Here is a 19,457-nt window from a genome sequence, read left to right on the forward strand (position 1 = left end):
AAGGGGAATGTTGTGGAAAGCTTAGGACATTTTTTCTCGCCAAGGATGAGGCGTGTAAAGCAAATTCATTTTGTTGGTATTGGTGGTGCAGGCATGTGTGGTATCGCCGAAGTTTTACATAATGATGGGTATCAAATTACAGGCTCTGATCTGAATGAAAATCGTACTGTTCAACATTTACAAGCATTAGGTATTAAAATCTTTATTGGCCACCAAGCTCAAAATGTTGAGAATGCTGATGTTATTGTGCGATCAACAGCTATTGAGGCTGATAATCCAGAAATCTGTGCTGCTTATGAGCAACATATTCCAGTTATTCCACGTGCAGCTATGCTCGCTGAGTTAATGCGCTTTCGTTATGGAATTGCTATTGCAGGAACTCATGGTAAGACAACAACAACAAGTTTAGTGAGTAGTTTATTGTGTGAAGGAGGTTATGATCCTAGCTTCATTATTGGTGGTAAATTAAATAGCTGTGGTACGAATGCCAAATTAGGAAAATCAGCTTATTTAGTCGCTGAAGCAGATGAAAGCGATGCTTCGTTTCTGCAATTAAAACCTATGATGGCAGTAGTAACCAATATTGATGCTGATCATATGGGGACATATAATAATAATTTTGATAACTTACGAAATACTTTTATTGAATTTTTGCATCATTTACCTTTTTATGGTTTGGCAGTGGTTTGCCTTGAAGATGAAGAAGTAAGAAATATACTGCCAGCAATTGAGCGGCCTACCTTAACTTATGGCTTTTGTGAAGAGGCCGATTATCGAGCTTTAAACTGGACACAAAACGGTCTTTTAAGTGAGTTTACTGTGCAAAGGCCAAAATCCTTTCAACCTTTAGCAATTAAATTTCAATGGCCTGGGCGCCATAATGTTTTAAATGCGCTAGCAGCAATTGCTATAGCAACAGAGCTAGGAGTTGATGATAATGCTATTGTGCAAGGCTTGCTAAAATTTCAAGGTGTTGGTCGTCGCTTTCAAATACTAGGAGAGAGACAATTTGAAAAAGGCAAAGCCATTATTGTAGATGATTATGGTCATCATCCAAAAGAGATTCTTTCTACTCTTGAAACCTTTCGTCAGGTTTGGCCTAACAAACGCTTAATACATGTTTTTCAACCTCATCGTTATACACGCACTCAGGCTTTATTTGAGCAGTTTATCAATGCTTTAAGCTTTGCAGATCAATTATTATTATTAGATATTTATTCAGCTGGTGAAACATCGATTCCGGAAATTACAAGTCAGGCTTTACTGCAGCAAATACATTTAACTCGTCCAAATGCTAAGCTTGTTAACGAAGGGAATCTTAGGCAGACATTAGACGAATTAATTACAGCAGATGATGTCATTTTGATGCAAGGAGCAGGAAGTGTAGGGCAGTTAGCTATCAATTTAATGCAAACTTCACGAGAAACAGCATGAACAATATTAATCTAGTTTCTGAAGATAAAGTGGATTATCAAGGTAAATTGCTATTTAATGAATCATTAGCTTCGTATACAACTTGGCGTGTAGGTGGTATAGCAAAGCAATTATATAAACCTATTAACATAAATGATTTAGCTTTATTTTTACAGCAGTTGCCCGCAGATGAGCCTATTGTTTGGCTAGGTTTAGGTAGTAATTCCTTAATTAGAGATAGTGGTTTTGCTGGTACCGTTATACTAACTCAAGGCTGTTTAAAAGAAATACAAATAGTTGATGATAATTTAATTCGTGTTGAAGCAGGCGTTTCTTGTGCGACGATGGCAAGGTTTTGTGCACGCAATAATTTTTCCGGCGGTGAATTTTGGGCTGGTATCCCAGGAACTATGGGTGGTGCTTTGCGCATGAATGCTGGTTGTTTTGGTAGTGAAACATGGGAATCAGTTGTAGAAGTAGAAACTATAAATCGCCAGGGCATAAAGCGTAAACGTAAACCAGAAGAATTTTCTGTTTCTTATCGACATGTTAATGGTTTAGATGAGGAAGAGTGGTTTACCGCTGCGACTTGTAAATTAGTACCCGGAGAAAAAGAACGTTCTCTCCAGCTTATTAAAGAATTGTTAACACATCGAGCAAATACTCAACCGACAAATGAATATAATTGTGGCTCAGTATTTAGAAATCCGCCAGGCAATTATGCAGCAAAACTTATTGAATCTTGTGGTCTTAAAGGCAGAAAACTCGGTGGCGCAACGGTGTCAATAAAGCATGCAAATTTTATTATTAATCAAGAGGGGCAAGCAACAGCGCAGGATATTGAATCTTTAATTAACTTAATTCGTGATACTGTTAATCAACAAACCTCAATTGAACTTATCCGAGAAGTACATATCATTGGAGACCATTAATGTCGAAACTTCTTAATCTAGCTCTTTTATATGGCGGTAAATCAGGTGAGCATGAAATCTCTTTAATTTCTGCCGCATCGGTACTGGCTGAGCTTGATAGCAGTAAATATAATATTATCCCTATAGGAATGGATAAAGAAGGACGTTTTTACTTAAATAATTATCAAGATTTATTAGCATTTAAAGAAAGCCTGCCTGTTATAACGCCTCACTCTAAACCAATTCCAAATTTCCTTATGGATGGTCGCCCAGCGATTGATGTTGATGTCGTTTTCCCAGTTGTGCATGGGCCTTTATACGAAGATGGATGTTTGCAAGGTTTATTGGAACTTGCTGGTATTGCCTATGTTGGTTGCGATGTATTAACTTCAGCAATTGGCATGGATAAAGATATGACGAGACGGATTTTAAGTACCTACCCTAATATCCATTATGCTCGCTATCAAGTATTGTCTTGGTATACTAACGATGCTGAGAGGCAAAGTTTTTGTGAAAAAGTGAGCAATGAATTAGGATGGCCTTTATTTGTTAAGCCCTGCTCACTTGGGTCAAGCGTAGGTACTCATAAAGTAAATAACTTAGATCAACTAACTTCAGCAGTTGCAGATGCATTACGCTATGATGAAGAAATTATTGTTGAAGAATATATTAAGGGGCGTGAAATTGAGCTTGCTGTGCTCGAAAATGAAAAACCTAATAGCGTACCTAAAGTTAGTATTGCTGGTGAAATTAAAGTTTATCATCCAGATGGTTTTTATTCTTACACAGCTAAATATTTAGAGAGTCATCAAACAGAATTAGCGGTGCCTGCAAATTTAAATGCAGAAATTTTAAGTCAATTACAGACAATAGCAGCAGATATTTTTACCTACTTAAAATGTAAGGGAATGGCTCGTATTGATTTTTTTGTTGATGAAGAAACAGGTAAAATTTATTTTAATGAAGTAAATACATTACCTGGTTTTACGTCAATTAGTATGTATCCTAAATTATGGCAAGCAAGTGGTTTAACTTATCCTGCCTTATTAGATCAACTAATTAATTTAGCAATGATACATCAGAATTGTCGAAAAAATTTAATAACTAATTATCAATAAGCCGTTGAATTTTATTACTTTTCGATAAGTAATAATCCTTAAAAATAATAATAGGCAAGGTAAAAAATGGGTGCATATAAGGGGCAATTACGTTATGTAAGTTTACTAACTTTTTTGATTCTTTGTGCCCTTTGTCTTATGGCTCGCTTAATTTATTTATTTCTTGCTGACCCACAACGTTTTCCAATTAACACTGTTAAAATTGCAGCTGCTTATAATCATATTTCTCATAAACAACTCGAGTCTACTTTAGAAAAATTTAGTGACGCTAGCTTTTTTTCATTGCCTGTTGGCCCCTTACATACAGCCTTATCGTCGCTGGCTTGGGTTAAGAGTGTTCAGATAGAGAGGGTATGGCCAGACACTTTAAAAATTAAATTAATTGAAAAAAAACCTATTGCAGTTTGGAACAATATGATGATGACTGCAGAAGGTGAAATTTTTGATGGTGGAAGCGAAATAATAGGCACTTCGTTGCCACAATTAAAAGGACCTAAGAATCAGCATCAACAAGTCTTACAAGTTTATAAAAAAATGAGTAAGATATTAAATAATTATGAATTAAATGCAACAGTATTAGAGTGGCGTAATAATGGTGCTTGGGAGCTTACGCTCTCTAATGGGATTCAGTTGCGATTGGGTAAACGCGATCTTGAAACAAGAATAAACCGATTCTGTAAGGCATATCCTGCCGTTTTTGCAGGCGTTTTATCAGATAAGCCAGAACAAATGGCGAGCGTTGATTTACGTTATCCGCGTGGTATGGCGGTGCAATGGAGAAAATGACGGAAAGATAATGGCTAAAAAATCAGAAAGAAATATCATCACCGGTTTAGATATCGGTACCTCCAAAGTTGTTGCTTTAATAGGTGAAGTAACACAAGATGGTGTTATTGAAATTATCGGTATAGGTCGTCATCCCTCCCGTGGGTTAAAACGAGGCGTCGTTGTCGATATTGAAGCAACAGTTAACTCAATTCAACGGGCTGTACAAGAAGCCGAGCTTATGGCAGGTTGTGAAGTACGTACGGTTTATGCTGGTATCGCCGGTAGTCACATACGCAGCTTAAATTCGCATGGAATTGTTGCTATACGTGATCATGAAGTTTCTTTAGCTGATGTTGAGCGCGTTATTGAAGCAGCGAAGGCAGTTGTGATTCCAGCTGACCAGAAAATATTACATATCCTTCCCCAAGAATTTATTATTGATAATCAAGGCAGTATACGTGAGCCTGCTGGTATGGCAGGTGTACGTCTGGAAGCGCGAGTTCACATTGTGACTGGTGCAGTAAGTGCTGCGCAAAATATTGCTAAATGTGTAAGACGCTGCGGCTTAGATGTAAATGATATTATTCTTGAGCAGTTAGCTTCAAGTCATGCCGTATTGACAGAAGATGAAAAAGAGCTTGGTGTGTGCTTGATTGATATTGGTGGCGGTACGACCGATATTGCTGTGTTTGCAGGAGGCGCAATTCAACATACTGCCGTAATTCCTATTGCAGGTGATCAGGTAACAAATGATATTGCTATGGCCTTGCGTACACCAACCAAAGCAGCGGAAGCCATTAAAGTAAAACATGCTTGCGCTATGCCCGAATTAGCAAGTGATAATGAAATGATTGAGGTTATGAGTGTAAATGAGCGTCCAGGACGTAAAATATCTGCTAAATCGCTTGCTGAAGTTGTTTCTGCCCGTTATGAAGAATTATTTTACCTTGTCAGAAATGAATTAATTCGTAGTGGTTTTGAAGATAGAATTGCTGCAGGTATGGTCATGACTGGTGGTGGTGCCAGTGTACAAGGTGGCATGGAGCTGGCTGAAATGTGCTTTGCAATGCCTGTTCGTCATGGTTGTGCACATCATATAGCTGGTTTGGCTGAAGCGACCACAAATCCTGCTTTATCAACAGGGGTGGGGTTACTATTACATGGTTATAAGCAGCAATATGAAGGTGGCTATAATACGCCTATTTTAAATGATACAAGTAAAAGTGTATGGTCGCGAATGCGTGATTGGTTTCAAGGTAATTTTTAACTTAATTCTTGTAACTACAGTACAAATTAAAGAATTAAGTTTAACAAATAGATAGAATTTAGAGGAGAGGCAGTAATGTTTGAATTGACGCAATGCCAGGAAAACAGTGCCATTATAAAAGTAGTAGGCGTAGGCGGTGGCGGTGGGAACGCACTTGAACACATGGTCAGCGAAAATATTGATGGCGTAGAGTTTATCTGCGCAAATACAGATGCACAAGCCTTAAAAAATTCAAGTGCTAAAATTCATATTCAATTAGGTGAAGAATTAACTAAAGGATTGGGCGCCGGCGCTAACCCTAAAATTGGCCGTGAAGCAGCCGAAGAAGATAAAGAGAGAATTCGAGAGGTGCTTGAAGGCGCAGATATGGTATTTATTACAGCTGGTATGGGAGGCGGTACTGGTACAGGAGCGGCGCCTGTGTTCGCTGAAGTTGCTAAAGAGCTTGATATCTTGACTGTAGCTGTAGTTACTAAACCATTTTCGTTTGAAGGAAAACAACGCGCTCTTGCTGCAGAAGATGGCATTCGACGCTTAGCAGAGCATGTTGATTCTCTAATTACTATACCTAATAATAAATTATTAAGTGTTTTAGGTAAAAACATTACCCTCTTAAATGCTTTTAAAGCCGCTAATAATGTGTTACTTGGTGCTGTTAAAGGGATAGCTGATTTAATTACACGCCCTGGTTTAATCAATGTCGATTTCGCTGACGTACGCACCGTCATGTCTGAAATGGGAATGGCTATGATGGGAACTGGTAGTGCGACTGGCGAGCAACGTGCTCGGCAAGCGGCCGAAGCAGCCATTGCATCTCCCTTATTAGAAGACGTTAATTTTTCTGGTGCTAAAGGTATATTAGTTAATATTACCGCTGGATTGAATATGTCTATAGGTGAATTTGAAGAAGTAGGTGACGTTGTTAAAGAATTTATTTCTGATGACGCTACAGTTGTAGTAGGGACTGTTATTGATCCTGATATGACAGATGAAATGCGTGTTACAGTGATTGTGACAGGGTTAGGTGGTAATGAGCGAGGAAGGGCGCAAGTAGGCAATTCTAAGGCAAGGATGAATGAATCAACGAGAATGGATGGTTCATTAGATTATCATCAATTAGATAGGCCTGCAGTGATGCGTAAACAAGCGTCAATTACATCAACACCTGCCAAAAAAGCGACTGAGGCTACTGTGCAAGATGTTGATTATTTAGATATTCCGGCTTTTTTACGTCGGCAAGAGGAAAGGATTGATTAAAGTTGCGGTATGAGCCGCGCTTTAAAATTAAGAAATTAGACTAGTTAAAAAATTTTTGCTATTCTGGAACTGTCTGTTGCCTAAAATAGGTTATCAATAAGGTGATCGCCGAATGATGAAACAAAGAACTCCTAAGAAAATGGTTCAACTGACAGGCATTGGTTTACATTCAGGTGATACTGCCGAGCTTAAAATAAGACCTGCTCCTATTAATTCCGGTATTGTTTTTAGACGTGTTGATTTAGATCCAGTTGTTGAAATTCCAGCCTGTTATAAAAATGTTAGTGATACTATGTTATGTACATCACTACATTACAATAATGCAAGAGTGGCTACTGTTGAACACTTACTTTCAGCTTTAGCTGGCCTAGGTATTGACAATGCTTATATTGATGTCAATGGCCCTGAAATTCCTATTATGGATGGAAGTTCAGCTCCTTTTGTATTTTTACTTCAAGCAGCTGGTATTCGTGAACAAAGTGCTGCAAAACGCTTTATCCGCATTCTAAAACCTATTAAGGTTGAAGACAAAGGTAAATTCGTACAATTTATTCCCTATAATGGTTATAAAATTTCATTTACCATTGATTTTAATCATCCTGTATTTACAGATAAACCCCAAATAGCCAATTTTGATTTTTCAACAACTTCTTACGTGAAAGAAGTATGTCGCGCTAGAACCTTTGGATTTTTATCTGATTATGAAAAATTACGCGAAGGTAATTTAGCAAAGGGTGGAAGTTTAGATAATGCGATTGTCGTTGATAAATACCGTATTTTAAATGAAGACGGTTTACGTTTCGAAAGTGAGTTTGTTGCTCATAAAGTGTTAGATGCAATTGGGGATTTATATCTTTTAGGCTGTGGCTTAATTGGTGCTTTTGAAGGCTATAAGTCAGGTCATGAATTAAATAATCGCTTATTACGTGAATTAATGGTTCGTGAAGATGCCTGGGAATATACTTATTTTGATGCAGAAACCTATCAGCCATCTTTTGGATTTAATGGGATTGCTCTTGAGGCATAAGTTAGAAACAGTAAGCTAATCAAACTCACTGTTTAACCACTAAAATAAATTAGACCTCTCGGCGGCTAACCTTGTCTCCTTGCCATCAGTTTGGAAAGGGGGCTTTTATCAAATTAATAGTAGTAAATCTCAATCACCTGTTAAGAGTATTCTACAGCTAGATTATAATTTCTATTCTGCTAAATGTAGTAATGCTTGTTTTAAGGGTTTATAAGTACATAAATCGCCTACTTCTCGAATAATATTACGGGCTTGAAGTGACAGTTGCTGTTCCTTTGCTAGCCGCTTAGTTTCCTTTGTATTATCAACAGAGATAAGTTGAATTTTAATATTCATAAGTTGATAGAGGCCTGCTTCCTTTCTTAATTTATCACGCAAAGTAGGTAAATAATAACGAAGTTCAGTTGCCCAAGTTGCATTAGTAAGGTTAATAAGCAAAGAGCCTTTATTAAAACTACCTATTTGGCAAAATTCCTGTAAATGACTTGGTAAAAGAGGCTTTAATAAAGAGTTAAGTTTATCTAACTGAATAACTTGCTGACAAATATCAGCTAATTGCTTGTTTAGACAACGGTTAATAGGGCGCATAAGTACCTTTTAATTACATGAAAGCAAATAATCGTTAACGTAATTGAATTATATATTTAATATAATATTTCTAAGCAAATTTTAATTAATAGATTTCTTTGAAAACTGCCCTTGACGGCCAATCTCATCTGAAAAAAGCCTTCAAAACCTGTACCCATGTAGATGGGGATGCTTATGTACTTACTGTACATGCGCTTTTTCGACTGACTTTGTCTCCTCAGTAGCAGTTTCCGTAGAAGTCTAATTTTAGATTTTACAAATTAAATGAAAGTCTTGATATTTAGTAGTAAATTTAAAATATCTAAATTATCATACCTTAATTGACGTGCGTTCGATATAAAAGAGATAAAGTCTCTTGTATGTTACTAAAGGAATCAGGATTTAAGAAAATCGCCAAAGTCGGGGCTAAAAATGTTTTTAATGAAGGAGGTTAGATAGTAATCTAACGGACTGAATTAAACTATTTTAAACTAAAGAGATTAAGGTTGCTCCTGAGTCCTGGGAATTTTATTCCGTAAAATGCATAATAGCGACTACTGCATGGATTAAGATAAAACAAGAGAGATTAATAATGGCGGAGATGGCGGATAAGAACGTCGTATACATAGCAAAACTTCATTGGCTTCTATTTTTTTGGCCCTTTGTATTAACTGGGTTTGGGTTATTTTTAGGCATACAAGTAGAACAACTTAAAGAAGTAGCTTTAGTACTCGTAATTATTGGTGTAATTTGGCTATTTATTACTTGGGTTCATTACCACTTTTCTTCCTTAACTATTAAAAAGAAACAAGTTATCTTGCGTACTGGTCTTATAGTTAGGCAAACAATAGATATTCCTTTAACTAAAATTGAAAGTATTGATATTCGTCAAACGTTATTAGGTAGTATTTTTCGCTATGGTGCCCTTACTATTATAGGTACAGGTGGCACAAAACATTTTATTAATTTTTTACAGAGGCCATTAACTTGCCGCCGCTATATTGAGCAATTAATGAATGATTAGTGAACATTGGTCATATAATTTTCTAAAGCAAAATATTTCTTCTATTTCCTCTTTACAGGGTGGAATGCAACATTATCTTGATTTAATTGAGCTAGTTGATTCAAGTAAATGGGTGTGTAAAAAATTTGCCAATCAAACCTGGTTAGGCGAGATTACTTATCAACAAATATGGATATCAGAAAACATAGCTAATTTAGTGGCGGATGAATTGAGTTTAACTTATAAAGCATTATGCCCTGAAAATAATTCTCCTATTTTAAAACTTAAAGAAGGCTATGGCATTATTCGTCCATTTTGTGTAGGAAAAACAAGTGCGACTGTAACAGTTAGCCAAGCGCAGCTTTTGGGTCAAGTATTAGCTCATATTCATTCACTAAATATCAGTAATATTAATGCCTTACCTTTTCCCACAATAAAGTGGCCGCAAGAATTTAATTGTCCACCATGGCTACAGGCAGTTATTCATGAGTGCAATGAAATATCACCTACTGATACATGGATCGTTAGTCATCGTGATATTCATGCTTCAAATCTTGTCTGGCAAACGCCAGAGACGGTGCACCTTATAGATTGGGAAAGTGCTGGGTTAATTCATCCTGGCATAGAATTAATAGGGCTTGCATGTAATTGTGCAGGGGTAACAAGAGGCTATTTCCTAGATCATTTATTTGTGGCTGTATTGCAAGGTTATCGTCAAGTCAAGGCAGTTATTCCCATAATTCCAGATGGATATTGGGTTTTAATCTGGCAAAGTTGGCTCTTATGGTATTTATATGTCATCCAAAAAAACTTTAAGCAGGAAATTCTAGCTACAGAAGCAATTTTACATTTGTTGAAAGTAAAACAACCTATTTTACAAACAATTTATAGGCAACAGCTGAAATAGGTATAGTTACTTTAGGTTAACCGAACAGTTAAAGCCATTAATAATATAAGATAGGGTAAGCTATAATTAAGCAAAGCCTTTTTATCTTATATTCTATGGCTAGTATGAAATTTATTATTGCGGTAGTTATTTTATTAAGTAGTAGTTATACCTTTGCTTTACGGTGTGGTACTTCATTAGTTTATGAAGGCGACAGCAAATACTTAGTACTAAAAAAATGTGGTGAGCCATTAGCAAAAGATGTTTATTCAGATCCTAATCTTTTAATTAATCAATTTAATGTGCCTTATGGCATTGCTTCAGATATTTATGAAGTATGGACCTATCAACCATCACCTAATGACTTTATTTATGAGGTTTTATTTCAAAGTGGTCATGTAGTAATGATAAATGCTAATCGAGCTATTTAAGTAATAGATCACATAATGACATCCTACCCTTAACTATCCCTTTATTAGCAATTACTAATTTTATTATTTTAAAGTGCGGTTTCCGATGTGGAATAACTACAGCCTTCTTTAGGACAAATAATTTGTCGCCCGCTGCGTTTGGTCTCTTTAACTGTGAGCAAGGGCCAATGGCATTGGGGGCAGGGTTTATTAATAGGCTCATTCCATAAGGCATAATTACATTTCGGATAATTGCCGCATGAAAAGAATATTTTTCCTTTGCGGGATTTACGCTGAAGTATTTTTGCTGAATGACATTGTGGGCATTCAACGCCCGTATCAGCTGGTTTTTCTAATGGCTCCATATGTTTACATTCAGGATAGTTACTACAGCCGATAAAACGTCCATAGCGGCCTGATTTAATATGAAGCGGGTTTGAACATTCTGGGCATACTCGTCCTTCAACAACAACCGGTTCATTTTTTTCACCTTCATTATTGAGTGCTTGCGTGTAATCACATTCTGGAAAACCCGTACAACCAATAAAACGACCTCGTTTACCAAGTCGAATAGATAAAGGCTTATTACATTTTGGACACGTCTCGTCTAGCGTCTCAGTTGTGACATCTTTGCGCTGAATATTTTCGTCAATGACATGAATTTGTTGATTAAAGGGTTGCCAAAATTCTTTTAAAACTGGAATCCATTCTTTTTCACCTCGAGAAATAGCGTCTAACGTATCTTCAAGATGAGCGGTGAATTGATAGTCGACATAGCGTGTAAAATGACCTGTAAGAAAGCGATTAACAATTCGACCTACGTCAGTAGGTACAAAACGTTTCTTTTCTACGATAACATACTCGCGTTGCTGTAAGGTATGAATGATAGTGGCATATGTCGAAGGTCTACCAATATCATATTCCTCTAATGCTTTGACAAGTGAGGCTTCCGAATAACGAGGTGGTGGCTCGGTAAAATGTTGATTAGCTGCAATATCTTGTAATATAACTTTTTCGCCTATTTTTAAATTAGGTAATATAACAGCTTGTTGCTCATCGTCGTTTATGTCATCTAAGCTTTCTTCATAAACAGAAAGAAAACCAGGAAAGGCAATGGTAGAACCATTGGCACGAAAGATATTTTCTTCACTACCACAGGCTAAATCAACAGCAACAGTATCAATTAAAGCATCTTCCATCTGACAAGCAACGCTACGCCGCCAAATCAAATTATATAATTTATATTGATCAGGCGTTAAAGCTTGTTCAACTGTTTCAGGTGTTCGTAAAATAGACGTGGGGCGAATTGCTTCGTGAGCTTCTTGAGCATTTTTAGATTTTGTTTTATAAATACGCGGGCTTGGTGGACAATTATTACTGCCATAACGTTTTTCTATATATTCCCTAATCTCTGTAATTGCTTCTTGAGATAAATTAACTGAATCAGTACGCATGTAAGAGATTAAACCAACGGTGCCTGTGCCGATATCAATTCCTTCATAAAGCTGTTGAGCAACCATCATTGTTTTACGAGCGGTAAAGCCTAATTTACGTGCTGCTTCCTGCTGCAAAGTAGATGTTATAAAGGGCGATGCTGGTTTACGCTTTCGTTGTTTTTTCTCAACATTGGTAACTAATAGCTCGCCTTGTGCTAATTGAAAGAGCTTATTGCGAATCTGCTCTGCTTGTTCTGCGCCTTGAATAGTAAATTGTTGTAATTTTTGTTTTTCATAATGAGTGAGTTTGGCTAAAAAGTTTGAATCCTTATATTGGCACTTAGCCAAAATTTTCCAATATTCTTGCGGAACAAATTTTTCAATTTCTTCCTCACGCTCAACAATTAAACGTAAAGCTGGGCTTTGAACTCGACCTGCAGACAATCCACGTCTAATTTTTTTCCACAATAAAGGTGAAAGATTAAAACCGACTAAATAATCTAGGGCTCGCCTTGCTTGCTGTGCATTAACTAAGTCCATTGATATATCGCGTGGATTATTAATTGCTTCTTGGATTGCTGCTTTAGTAATTTCATTAAAAAAAATTCGATGAACTTCTTTATCCTTTAATAAATTACGTTCACGCATAAGTTCAAAAATGTGCCAAGAAATAGCTTCACCCTCGCGATCAGGGTCCGTTGCCAGTAATAAAGATTGGGAGTTTTTTAAGGTTTTAGCAATAGAATCAATATGTCTTATATTTTTCTCTACAGGTGTGTAAGACATATTAAAATTTTTATCAGGATCTACTGAGCCTTTGCGAGGTGCCAAATCACGAACATGGCCGTATGAAGCTAATACTTCATAATCCTTTCCTAGATATTTTTGAATCGTTTTAGCCTTGGCAGGCGATTCAACAATTACCAAATGTTTGCTCATAGTTAACCTTTGTTATGATTCCTATATATTACTCATACCTAACTGCGAGTAAATATACTGCTATATACTGATTATTTTATAGACTAAAATTTAATTTTATTCTTCTAATGTTCTAAAAGATAACTTATAGAATTTAATGCAAGGACAATCCATCTTCCTTCTGATATAGCACAAGATCAAGGAAAGCAAGTTGAGAATCATCTAAGTTTTCTGCCAAAAAATTGCGAATAGCCCATTTAGTCTCTTCTAAGGTTACAAACCTTGATTCAGAAGTAACGAGTTGATTAATCACGAGTTCTAAAGTTTCTGGCGCTATTACACCCCACAACAACATACGCGTTAAAAATTGATAACTTGCTTTAGTAAATTTAATTTTCTCATTTACTGTAAAAATACGCATTGATGTATCACGTGCGGCTCTTACAATTAGTGCTGTATTATCGGCCGTTTCAACATCATCCTCATTTGCTAAGTCATCTTCAGGGATATTAGCTTGAGTTTTTGTTAATTTAGATAAGCTCTTTTCAAAAAAATTCATCAATAGTTCTAATAAATTATCTTTCATTTCAACACCTTATATAGCCACCAGGCACCGCTTTAATAATACCTTGTAATTCTAATTCTGCTAAGTCACAGATGACTTTTTCAATACTTAATCCGCTTCGTTGCGTGATTTGGTCTATGGTTGCTGTTTCAAAACCTAAGCACTTTACTAGGTTTTTATGATTTGTAGCAAGATTAATTGAGGGTTCTTTATTTTCTGAAGAAACACTTTTAATGCCTAATTCACTTAGAATATCATTAATTGATGTAACTAGTTTTGCCCCTTGTTGTAGTAAATGGTGACAACCTCTCGCTTGTGGGTTATTAATAGAGCCTGGAATCGCCATAACTTCTCGATTTTGCTCTAAAGCTAAACGCGCTGTAATCAGTGAACCGCTCTTGATTGCAGCTTCTACGACCAGTGTGGCCAAAGATAAGCCGCTTATTATACGATTTCTACGAGGGAAATGTCTAGCTGTTGGTTGACTTTTTAATGGGAATTCAGAAATTAATAAGCCATGAGTAGCAATTTCTTGGGCAAGTTTTATATGGCTTTTAGGATAGACGCAGTCAACGCCTGTACCTAATACTGCAATCGTTTTCCCGCGGGCAGCAAGGCATCCTTGATGCGCTTGGGCATCAATTCCTAGAGCTAAGCCACTAACGACAGTAATACCATTTGTTGCAAGATCAAAAGCAAATTGCCATGCAGCTCGGGAGCCGGTTACAGATGGTTTCCGGGTACCAACGATGGCTACAGTTAAGTGCCTTAAGCAGGTTAGATCGCCTATAGTATATAAAACGGGCGGAGCGTCATAAATTTGTTTTAGCAAAGTAGGATAGTGCTCATCCTCCCAGGTGATTAAATGATGATTGCTCATCTTTTCCCAGTTTAAATCTGACTCAATGTTTTCTAAATCGAATCTTTTAATAGCACTCGCTAATTTAGTTGGTATACCTACTGTTTCTAATTGATTTTGAGATAAAGCAAACATATCTGCAAGTTGTGGCCAACGCGTTAAAAATTTTTTTATAGTACGAGGTCCAATACTAGGAATATGATTAAGCGCAATTAAATAATGTTTGTTATTCATGGGTTTGTAACAATATCTCCTAAATGAATTGCTCGTATTGAGCGTACTACTAAAGCAAAACTAGTTTGAGTGAATACCCGAAAAATCATTGCTTCGCCTAACCGCTCGCGCGGTAAAAGTACTGATTTAGAGCATTTTAAAGGGGTATAACAATCTTTAGGATCACGAATTAAGTGAGCAGGCGAATAAATTCCTAATACATCACCAGATTCAAGGCCTGCATCCTGACCTCTATTAATGACAGCTACTAATCCTACAGCACCTTGTGTATATCTAGGTAAAACATCAATAATGACGCCTCGTAAAGGGTAAGCAGGTGTTTTAGGTAGGAAATTAGGATTAAAGGCAGGAAAGTCATTAAACAAAACCCGATCTCCTATGCGGACACCTTCTGTAACTTCAGTAATTGATACTGTTGCTGGCTCACCACCCTTTACTAGTTGCCCATAGCCAACTAAGGTGGCTTTGTAACCTAATATCTTTTTTGTACTTGGATCTTTGTAAGGGCAATTAGGTCGGTAAATAGCATAAGCAATAGTTGTATCATCACAAGCTTCAGGTGCTCGGTGTAGTCTTCTAACATAAATCTCATCGCCTTGACCCCCTAACATGTGCTCACCTACATAAGCAACCACATAGGGTGCCTGAGCTAAACGATTATCATCCATAATTAAAGAGTCATTTAAAAAGGGATTAATCTCTGCAAGTGGAATAGGCAAAATGGGCTCGCCTAAAATATAAGGACGAACGTAAGGTGATAGTTTAATAGTTCCATTAGATAAAACACGAATATAAGGATTTTTTTTAAAAAATCGTAGTTCAAGTATTGCTCCAGCATAAAGGCGATCTGGATTTTTAATTTGAGGATTTGCATACCATAATTCTTTCCACTCCCACGGACGGTGCAGGTAGCAATTGGCAATACTCCATAATGTATCACCAGGTTTAACAATATAGCGTTTAGGATAATCAGCACGAAGGGAAAGTGCTTCAGCGCAAAAAGATAATAATAAACAAACTATAATCAGCACATTTCGCATTCATCAATCCTTGAAGCAAGAGGTTCCGAGGCTTAACACTTTGGCATTTTAGTTTGAAGTGTTAATTTTATTTAATATTTGCTTCTTACATCTAAGGGCTTTTATGAAGAATAACATTAAGACGTTACTTAAGTATATTGCTGCACTTCATAAATAATTTTTTTGCCCTGAAAAGTCTATGGCTTTAACTTTAAGTGTTTTAAAGCCTAATTATCTTGCAGCAACTAAATGTATTGGCGATAATACCACGCATTCTTATTATTAACATAGATCCATATGGCTATTAGGAAAATCCTTTATTTACCCGATGCTTGTTTAAGACAAGTGGCAAAACCCGTAGAAAAGTTTGATGAGCGGCTTCATGAGTTAATCGAAGATATGTTTGAAACCATGTACGCTGCTGATGGTGTAGGTCTTGCTGCGCCCCAAATTGGTGTCAGTTTACGTTTATCTGTTATCGATATTATTGGTGACAAAAAAGAACAATTGGTTTTAGCAAATCCTGAGATTATTGCGTCAGAGGGCGTTGCTGAGTATCAAGAAGGCTGCTTATCAGTCCCCGGTGCTTATGATACGGTTAAAAGGGCTCAAAAAGTTACTATTCGTGCTCAAGACCGCTTTGGTGAATTTTATGAAATGAGTGGCGAAGGTGTTTTAGGTGAGTGCTTTCAGCATGAAATTGATCATTTAAATGGCAAACTTTTTGTTGATCTTCTTTCTCCTTTAAAGCGTGCTATGGCAAGAAGAAAATTAGATAAATTTAAACGTCACTTGCAGGCACGTAGTAAATAATGACAAGTTTAAAAATAGCTTTTGCTGGCACACCTGAGTTTGGTCTACCTTGCTTGGAAGCCTTATTTAACTCTAAACATGAGCTTTTGGCTATTTATACTCAGCCTGATAGGCCAGCAGGGCGAGGTCGAAAACTGCAACCCTCGGCAGTAAAAAGTTGGGCTTTAAAACATCAATTACCTGTCTATCAACCAATAAATTTTCGCGACATAGAAGAAGTTGAGAAATTAGCTGCGCTAAACCTTGATCTATTAGTTGTTATTGCTTACGGCTTAATTTTGCCAAGACGTATTTTGTCTATACCGCGATTAGGCTGTGTGAATGTGCATGCTTCTTTATTACCACGCTGGCGTGGTGCCTCTCCTATTCAGCATGCTATTTTACATGGTGATGAGTGTTCCGGAGTAACAATCATGCAAATGGATGTTGGTATGGATACGGGTGATATGCTTAATAAAGTGACTTATCGACTAAAATCGACGGAAACGGCTGGCTCTTTACACGACGAGTTAGCTCAATTAGCTGTAGCGCCTTTACTGGAAACCCTTAATGCTTTATCGGAGGGTGATAGCCTGCCTATACCACAAGACAACTCTTTAGCGAGCTATGCCGGAAAAATTAATAAACAAGATGCGTTAATTAACTGGAACCAAACAGCAGCAGTCATTGATAGACAAATAAGAGCTTATAACCCTTGGCCTATTGCTTATGCTGGTACAGGCTCTGATGTTGTACGTATTCATCAAGCTGAAATTGAATTTATGACTACTACTCAAAGTCCGGGAACAATTATTAATATTGATAAAAAAGGAATTTTAGTCGCTACGGGTGATCAATTAATACGTATTCAGCGATTACAGTTTGCTGGCGGTAAAATTTTATCTGTAGCCGATTGGCTCAACTCTGCTCGCCTTCAACTTGAAATTGGTCAGGTTCTTCAATGAATAACTTGCGATTAAACGCTTTACATGTTTTATTAAAATTATTAAAAAATAAAGTGTCTCTGACACAATTATTACAAAATGATATAGAGCAATCTTCATTAACTAAAGCTATTTGTTATGGCGTCTGCCGCCATTATTATCGCCTTGAAGCGATAGCAGATCATTTACTTACAAAAAGGCCTAAGCAAATAGATGTGTGGTTAACTGTACTGATAGGATTATATCAATTAAATTATCTAAATAAGCCTGAATATGCGGTTGTGCAAGAAACAGTAGCCATGCTTGATAAAGAAAGGAAAAGTTGGGCAAAGGGGTTAGTTAATGCTGTTTTGAGACGTTTCTGTCGAGAAAAAGAAACAATTTTATCTGGCCTAGAAAAGCAAGATAAGTTTATGTATGGTCATCCTGAATGGTTTGTTAGACAAGTAAAGCAAGATTGGCCGAATGCTTGGCAAACAATTTTAACTAATAATGATGCACATCCACCCCTGAGTCTAAGGGTCAATCAGCAGCGAGTTAACCGAGATGCATATTTAGAGCACTTAAAGCAGTCTGGTTTTAATGCCAGAGCACACAAATACTCCTCGGTTGGAATAGAGCTGGATGTCCCTTGTGATGTACATGAGTTACCCGGTTTTGCAGAAGGCCATGTTGCGGTGCAAGATGAAGCAGCACAATTAGCTGCTCCTTTGTTAATGCTTAAACCTAATTTAAGCGTTTTAGACGCATGCGCTGCCCCAGGTGGAAAAACATGTCATATTTTAGAAACCGAGCCACATTTAAAAGAATGTATTGCATTAGATATTGATGCTAAGCGCTTACAACGGGTACAAGATAATTTAAGCAGGTTAGGGTTGAAAGCGACTCTTCGCCAGGGTGATGTGCTGGACCTTGATGCTTGGTGGGACGGACAACTCTTTGACCGTGTTCTTCTCGATGCGCCTTGTTCTGCAACAGGTGTAATAAGAAGACACCCTGATATTAAATTATTACGAACCCCAACTGAAATTGAAATGGTTGTAAAATTACAAGCAGCTTTGCTACAACGGATTTGGCATGTACTCAAACCTGGCGGAATTTTAGTTTATGCAACATGCTCTATTTTAAAGAAAGAAAATACTGATCAAATTGCTCATTTTATAAGAAATCAGGCAGATGCTCATTACATTATGGAAAAACAGCCATGGGGCGTTGTTACAGATTATGGTTATCAACTTTTACCTGGAATAAACAATAGTGATGGTTTTTTCTATAGTGTGTTGAAAAAGGGAAATTATGACATTTAATTGGTCAATTACATTCTTTTTGTTTTTCTTAGCGCTACCTGGTGTTTACATTGCTATTCCGCGGCTCATTCATTTACTTCTACCCCATAACAGCAAAGAATTAAAAAGTCGCTTCACACGTATTATTACTGTACAAACGTTAATTATGGTTTTATTAATGAGTGCGGCAGGAAGTATTTTATCGTTAGTAACAGGACTAGGAGATCCAATTTTAAATGGACTTTTACAGGGTCAGTCGATTTTAGACTTAATTGACGTTATTCCGGTCTTAATTGCAACTACCTTGGGACTCATCTTTTTCCTTTTTCTTTATTATGGTTTAGCTAGCAAACTATTAGATAAGACAACGCTTACTGTCATGCAAACATTACGCGCAACTTTTGGTATTGATGGTTGCCTTTTATATGGCAGTGTAGTTGAAGAGATTCTAGTCCGTTGGGGTTTAATTAATGTAATTACTTTTTTTGCTTTCCTATATACAGGTGACAAACAGCCATTGTTAATTTGGATTGCTATTCTAATTAGTGGCTTAGTTGTGACCCTTGGACATTTACCTGCTTTTATTGCAGCTGGTTGCTTAACGACTCAGCGCTTTATTTATGTTATGTTGTTACTTCATATGACTCAAGCAATTATTTTTGGTTGGATTTTCTGGCATTACGGATTATTGTCGGTCATTTTTGCACATATGCTTTTCTATTTAGGTTGGTACTTTTATGATAGAGCTTAAGGTATTAAGCTATTTTAGGACACTAA

At 36.9% G+C, this 19,457-nt stretch carries 19 protein-coding genes; 14 read left to right on the forward strand and 5 right to left on the reverse strand.

Features of this window, described 5'->3' with window-relative positions; all coding sequences use genetic code 11:
- Window positions 1–12: 12 nt before the first annotated feature.
- From murC to lpxC, 7 genes are all read left to right on the forward strand, one after another.
- Window positions 13–1,434 carry a UDP-N-acetylmuramate--L-alanine ligase gene (gene murC / locus E1P04_RS09485; protein ID WP_427853209.1) on the forward strand — a complete coding sequence of 474 codons (1,422 nt, stop codon included), beginning with the start codon at window positions 13–15 and terminating at the stop codon, window positions 1,432–1,434.
- Window positions 1,431–2,345: a UDP-N-acetylmuramate dehydrogenase gene (murB, locus tag E1P04_RS09490; protein ID WP_131782668.1), complete on the forward strand. Its 915-nt coding sequence runs from the start codon at window positions 1,431–1,433 to the stop codon at window positions 2,343–2,345. The genes murC and murB overlap by 4 nt, the downstream gene beginning before the upstream one ends.
- Window positions 2,345–3,442: a D-alanine--D-alanine ligase family protein gene (locus E1P04_RS09495; protein WP_131782669.1), complete on the forward strand. Its 1,098-nt coding sequence runs from the start codon at window positions 2,345–2,347 to the stop codon at window positions 3,440–3,442. The genes murB and E1P04_RS09495 overlap by 1 nt, the downstream gene beginning before the upstream one ends.
- 66 nt (window positions 3,443–3,508) lie before the next feature.
- Window positions 3,509–4,228: a cell division protein FtsQ/DivIB gene (locus E1P04_RS09500; protein WP_131782670.1), complete on the forward strand. Its 720-nt coding sequence runs from the start codon at window positions 3,509–3,511 to the stop codon at window positions 4,226–4,228.
- Window positions 4,229–4,238: 10 nt separating this feature from the next.
- Complete coding sequence (gene ftsA / locus E1P04_RS09505; protein WP_131782671.1) at window positions 4,239–5,477, forward strand: cell division protein FtsA; 1,239 nt, start codon at window positions 4,239–4,241, stop codon at window positions 5,475–5,477.
- A gap of 75 nt (window positions 5,478–5,552) precedes the next feature.
- Complete coding sequence (gene ftsZ / locus E1P04_RS09510) at window positions 5,553–6,734, forward strand: cell division protein FtsZ (RefSeq protein ID WP_131782672.1); 1,182 nt, start codon at window positions 5,553–5,555, stop codon at window positions 6,732–6,734.
- Window positions 6,735–6,846: 112 nt separating this feature from the next.
- Entirely contained in the window at window positions 6,847–7,761 is a 915-nt protein-coding gene (lpxC, locus tag E1P04_RS09515) for a UDP-3-O-acyl-N-acetylglucosamine deacetylase (protein ID WP_131782673.1), read from the forward strand.
- Between the two features lie 171 nt (window positions 7,762–7,932).
- Here the strand turns inward: lpxC and E1P04_RS09520 are convergent, their stop codons facing one another.
- Window positions 7,933–8,349 carry a DciA family protein gene (locus tag E1P04_RS09520; protein WP_131782674.1) on the reverse strand — a complete coding sequence of 139 codons (417 nt, stop codon included), beginning with the start codon at window positions 8,347–8,349 and terminating at the stop codon, window positions 7,933–7,935.
- 571 nt (window positions 8,350–8,920) lie between these two features.
- Here E1P04_RS09520 and E1P04_RS09525 point away from each other — a divergent pair.
- The 3 genes from E1P04_RS09525 to E1P04_RS09535 all read left to right on the forward strand — a co-directional run bounded on the left by E1P04_RS09525 (window position 8,921) and on the right by E1P04_RS09535 (window position 10,648).
- The gene (locus E1P04_RS09525; protein ID WP_131782675.1) at window positions 8,921–9,352 is read left to right on the forward strand and encodes a PH domain-containing protein; all 432 of its coding nucleotides are present in this window, start codon (window positions 8,921–8,923) and stop codon (window positions 9,350–9,352) included.
- Entirely contained in the window at window positions 9,345–10,238 is an 894-nt protein-coding gene (locus tag E1P04_RS09530) for a phosphotransferase (protein ID WP_131782676.1), read from the forward strand. The genes E1P04_RS09525 and E1P04_RS09530 overlap by 8 nt, the downstream gene beginning before the upstream one ends.
- A 104-nt stretch (window positions 10,239–10,342) precedes the next feature.
- Window positions 10,343–10,648, forward strand: coding sequence for a DUF2845 domain-containing protein (locus tag E1P04_RS09535; protein WP_165482726.1), 306 nt, complete (start codon window positions 10,343–10,345; stop codon window positions 10,646–10,648).
- A gap of 68 nt (window positions 10,649–10,716) precedes the next feature.
- Here E1P04_RS09535 and topA read toward each other — a convergent pair whose 3' ends face one another.
- From topA to E1P04_RS09555, 4 genes are all read right to left on the reverse strand, one after another.
- Window positions 10,717–13,002, reverse strand: coding sequence for a type I DNA topoisomerase (gene topA / locus E1P04_RS09540; RefSeq protein WP_131782678.1), 2,286 nt, complete (start codon window positions 13,000–13,002; stop codon window positions 10,717–10,719).
- Window positions 13,003–13,135: 133 nt separating this feature from the next.
- Window positions 13,136–13,567 carry a DUF494 family protein gene (locus tag E1P04_RS09545; RefSeq protein ID WP_131782679.1) on the reverse strand — a complete coding sequence of 144 codons (432 nt, stop codon included), beginning with the start codon at window positions 13,565–13,567 and terminating at the stop codon, window positions 13,136–13,138.
- 1 nt (window position 13,568) lies between these two features.
- The gene (gene dprA, locus E1P04_RS09550; protein WP_131782680.1) at window positions 13,569–14,639 is read right to left on the reverse strand and encodes a DNA-processing protein DprA; all 1,071 of its coding nucleotides are present in this window, start codon (window positions 14,637–14,639) and stop codon (window positions 13,569–13,571) included.
- A complete protein-coding gene (locus E1P04_RS09555; protein WP_131782681.1) occupies window positions 14,636–15,679 on the reverse strand; it encodes a LysM peptidoglycan-binding domain-containing protein in 1,044 nt (347 codons plus the stop codon). The genes dprA and E1P04_RS09555 overlap by 4 nt, the downstream gene beginning before the upstream one ends.
- A gap of 276 nt (window positions 15,680–15,955) precedes the next feature.
- Here E1P04_RS09555 and def point away from each other — a divergent pair, with 276 nt between their 5' ends.
- The 4 genes from def to E1P04_RS09575 are packed head-to-tail and all read left to right on the forward strand — an operon-like array spanning window position 15,956 to window position 19,431.
- On the forward strand, window positions 15,956–16,471 hold the full coding sequence (gene def, locus E1P04_RS09560; protein ID WP_131782682.1) for a peptide deformylase: 516 nt from the start codon (window positions 15,956–15,958) through the stop codon (window positions 16,469–16,471).
- Complete coding sequence (fmt, locus tag E1P04_RS09565; protein ID WP_131782683.1) at window positions 16,471–17,415, forward strand: methionyl-tRNA formyltransferase; 945 nt, start codon at window positions 16,471–16,473, stop codon at window positions 17,413–17,415. The genes def and fmt overlap by 1 nt, the downstream gene beginning before the upstream one ends.
- On the forward strand, window positions 17,412–18,701 hold the full coding sequence (gene rsmB / locus E1P04_RS09570) for a 16S rRNA (cytosine(967)-C(5))-methyltransferase RsmB (protein ID WP_131782684.1): 1,290 nt from the start codon (window positions 17,412–17,414) through the stop codon (window positions 18,699–18,701). The genes fmt and rsmB overlap by 4 nt, the downstream gene beginning before the upstream one ends.
- On the forward strand, window positions 18,691–19,431 hold the full coding sequence (locus tag E1P04_RS09575; RefSeq protein ID WP_131782685.1) for a CPBP family glutamic-type intramembrane protease: 741 nt from the start codon (window positions 18,691–18,693) through the stop codon (window positions 19,429–19,431). Before rsmB ends, E1P04_RS09575 begins: the two co-directional genes overlap by 11 nt.
- The last annotated feature ends 26 nt before the right edge of the window (window positions 19,432–19,457 follow it).

Source organism: Legionella gresilensis, from assembly GCF_900639865.1.
GTDB classification, from domain to species: domain Bacteria; phylum Pseudomonadota; class Gammaproteobacteria; order Legionellales; family Legionellaceae; genus Legionella_C; species Legionella_C gresilensis.

What these genes read in the sequence shown, in the direction of transcription:
- topA (WP_131782678.1), bottom strand. Translation starts at nt 13,002, where the DNA reads ATGAGCAAACATTTGGTAATTGTTGAATCGCCTGCCAAGGCTAAAACG.
- E1P04_RS09520 (WP_131782674.1), bottom strand. Translation starts at nt 8,349, where the DNA reads ATGCGCCCTATTAACCGTTGTCTAAACAAGCAATTAGCTGATATTTGT.
- lpxC (WP_131782673.1), top strand. Translation starts at nt 6,847, where the DNA reads ATGATGAAACAAAGAACTCCTAAGAAAATGGTTCAACTGACAGGCATT.
- rsmB (WP_131782684.1), top strand. Translation starts at nt 17,412, where the DNA reads ATGAATAACTTGCGATTAAACGCTTTACATGTTTTATTAAAATTATTA.
- E1P04_RS09535 (WP_165482726.1), top strand. Translation starts at nt 10,343, where the DNA reads ATGAAATTTATTATTGCGGTAGTTATTTTATTAAGTAGTAGTTATACC.
- E1P04_RS09555 (WP_131782681.1), bottom strand. Translation starts at nt 15,679, where the DNA reads ATGCGAAATGTGCTGATTATAGTTTGTTTATTATTATCTTTTTGCGCT.
- def (WP_131782682.1), top strand. Translation starts at nt 15,956, where the DNA reads ATGGCTATTAGGAAAATCCTTTATTTACCCGATGCTTGTTTAAGACAA.
- E1P04_RS09545 (WP_131782679.1), bottom strand. Translation starts at nt 13,567, where the DNA reads ATGAAAGATAATTTATTAGAACTATTGATGAATTTTTTTGAAAAGAGC.
- E1P04_RS09575 (WP_131782685.1), top strand. Translation starts at nt 18,691, where the DNA reads ATGACATTTAATTGGTCAATTACATTCTTTTTGTTTTTCTTAGCGCTA.
- E1P04_RS09530 (WP_131782676.1), top strand. Translation starts at nt 9,345, where the DNA reads ATGATTAGTGAACATTGGTCATATAATTTTCTAAAGCAAAATATTTCT.
- E1P04_RS09495 (WP_131782669.1), top strand. Translation starts at nt 2,345, where the DNA reads ATGTCGAAACTTCTTAATCTAGCTCTTTTATATGGCGGTAAATCAGGT.
- murB (WP_131782668.1), top strand. Translation starts at nt 1,431, where the DNA reads ATGAACAATATTAATCTAGTTTCTGAAGATAAAGTGGATTATCAAGGT.
- E1P04_RS09525 (WP_131782675.1), top strand. Translation starts at nt 8,921, where the DNA reads ATGGCGGAGATGGCGGATAAGAACGTCGTATACATAGCAAAACTTCAT.
- E1P04_RS09500 (WP_131782670.1), top strand. Translation starts at nt 3,509, where the DNA reads ATGGGTGCATATAAGGGGCAATTACGTTATGTAAGTTTACTAACTTTT.
- ftsZ (WP_131782672.1), top strand. Translation starts at nt 5,553, where the DNA reads ATGTTTGAATTGACGCAATGCCAGGAAAACAGTGCCATTATAAAAGTA.
- dprA (WP_131782680.1), bottom strand. Translation starts at nt 14,639, where the DNA reads ATGAATAACAAACATTATTTAATTGCGCTTAATCATATTCCTAGTATT.
- fmt (WP_131782683.1), top strand. Translation starts at nt 16,471, where the DNA reads ATGACAAGTTTAAAAATAGCTTTTGCTGGCACACCTGAGTTTGGTCTA.
- ftsA (WP_131782671.1), top strand. Translation starts at nt 4,239, where the DNA reads ATGGCTAAAAAATCAGAAAGAAATATCATCACCGGTTTAGATATCGGT.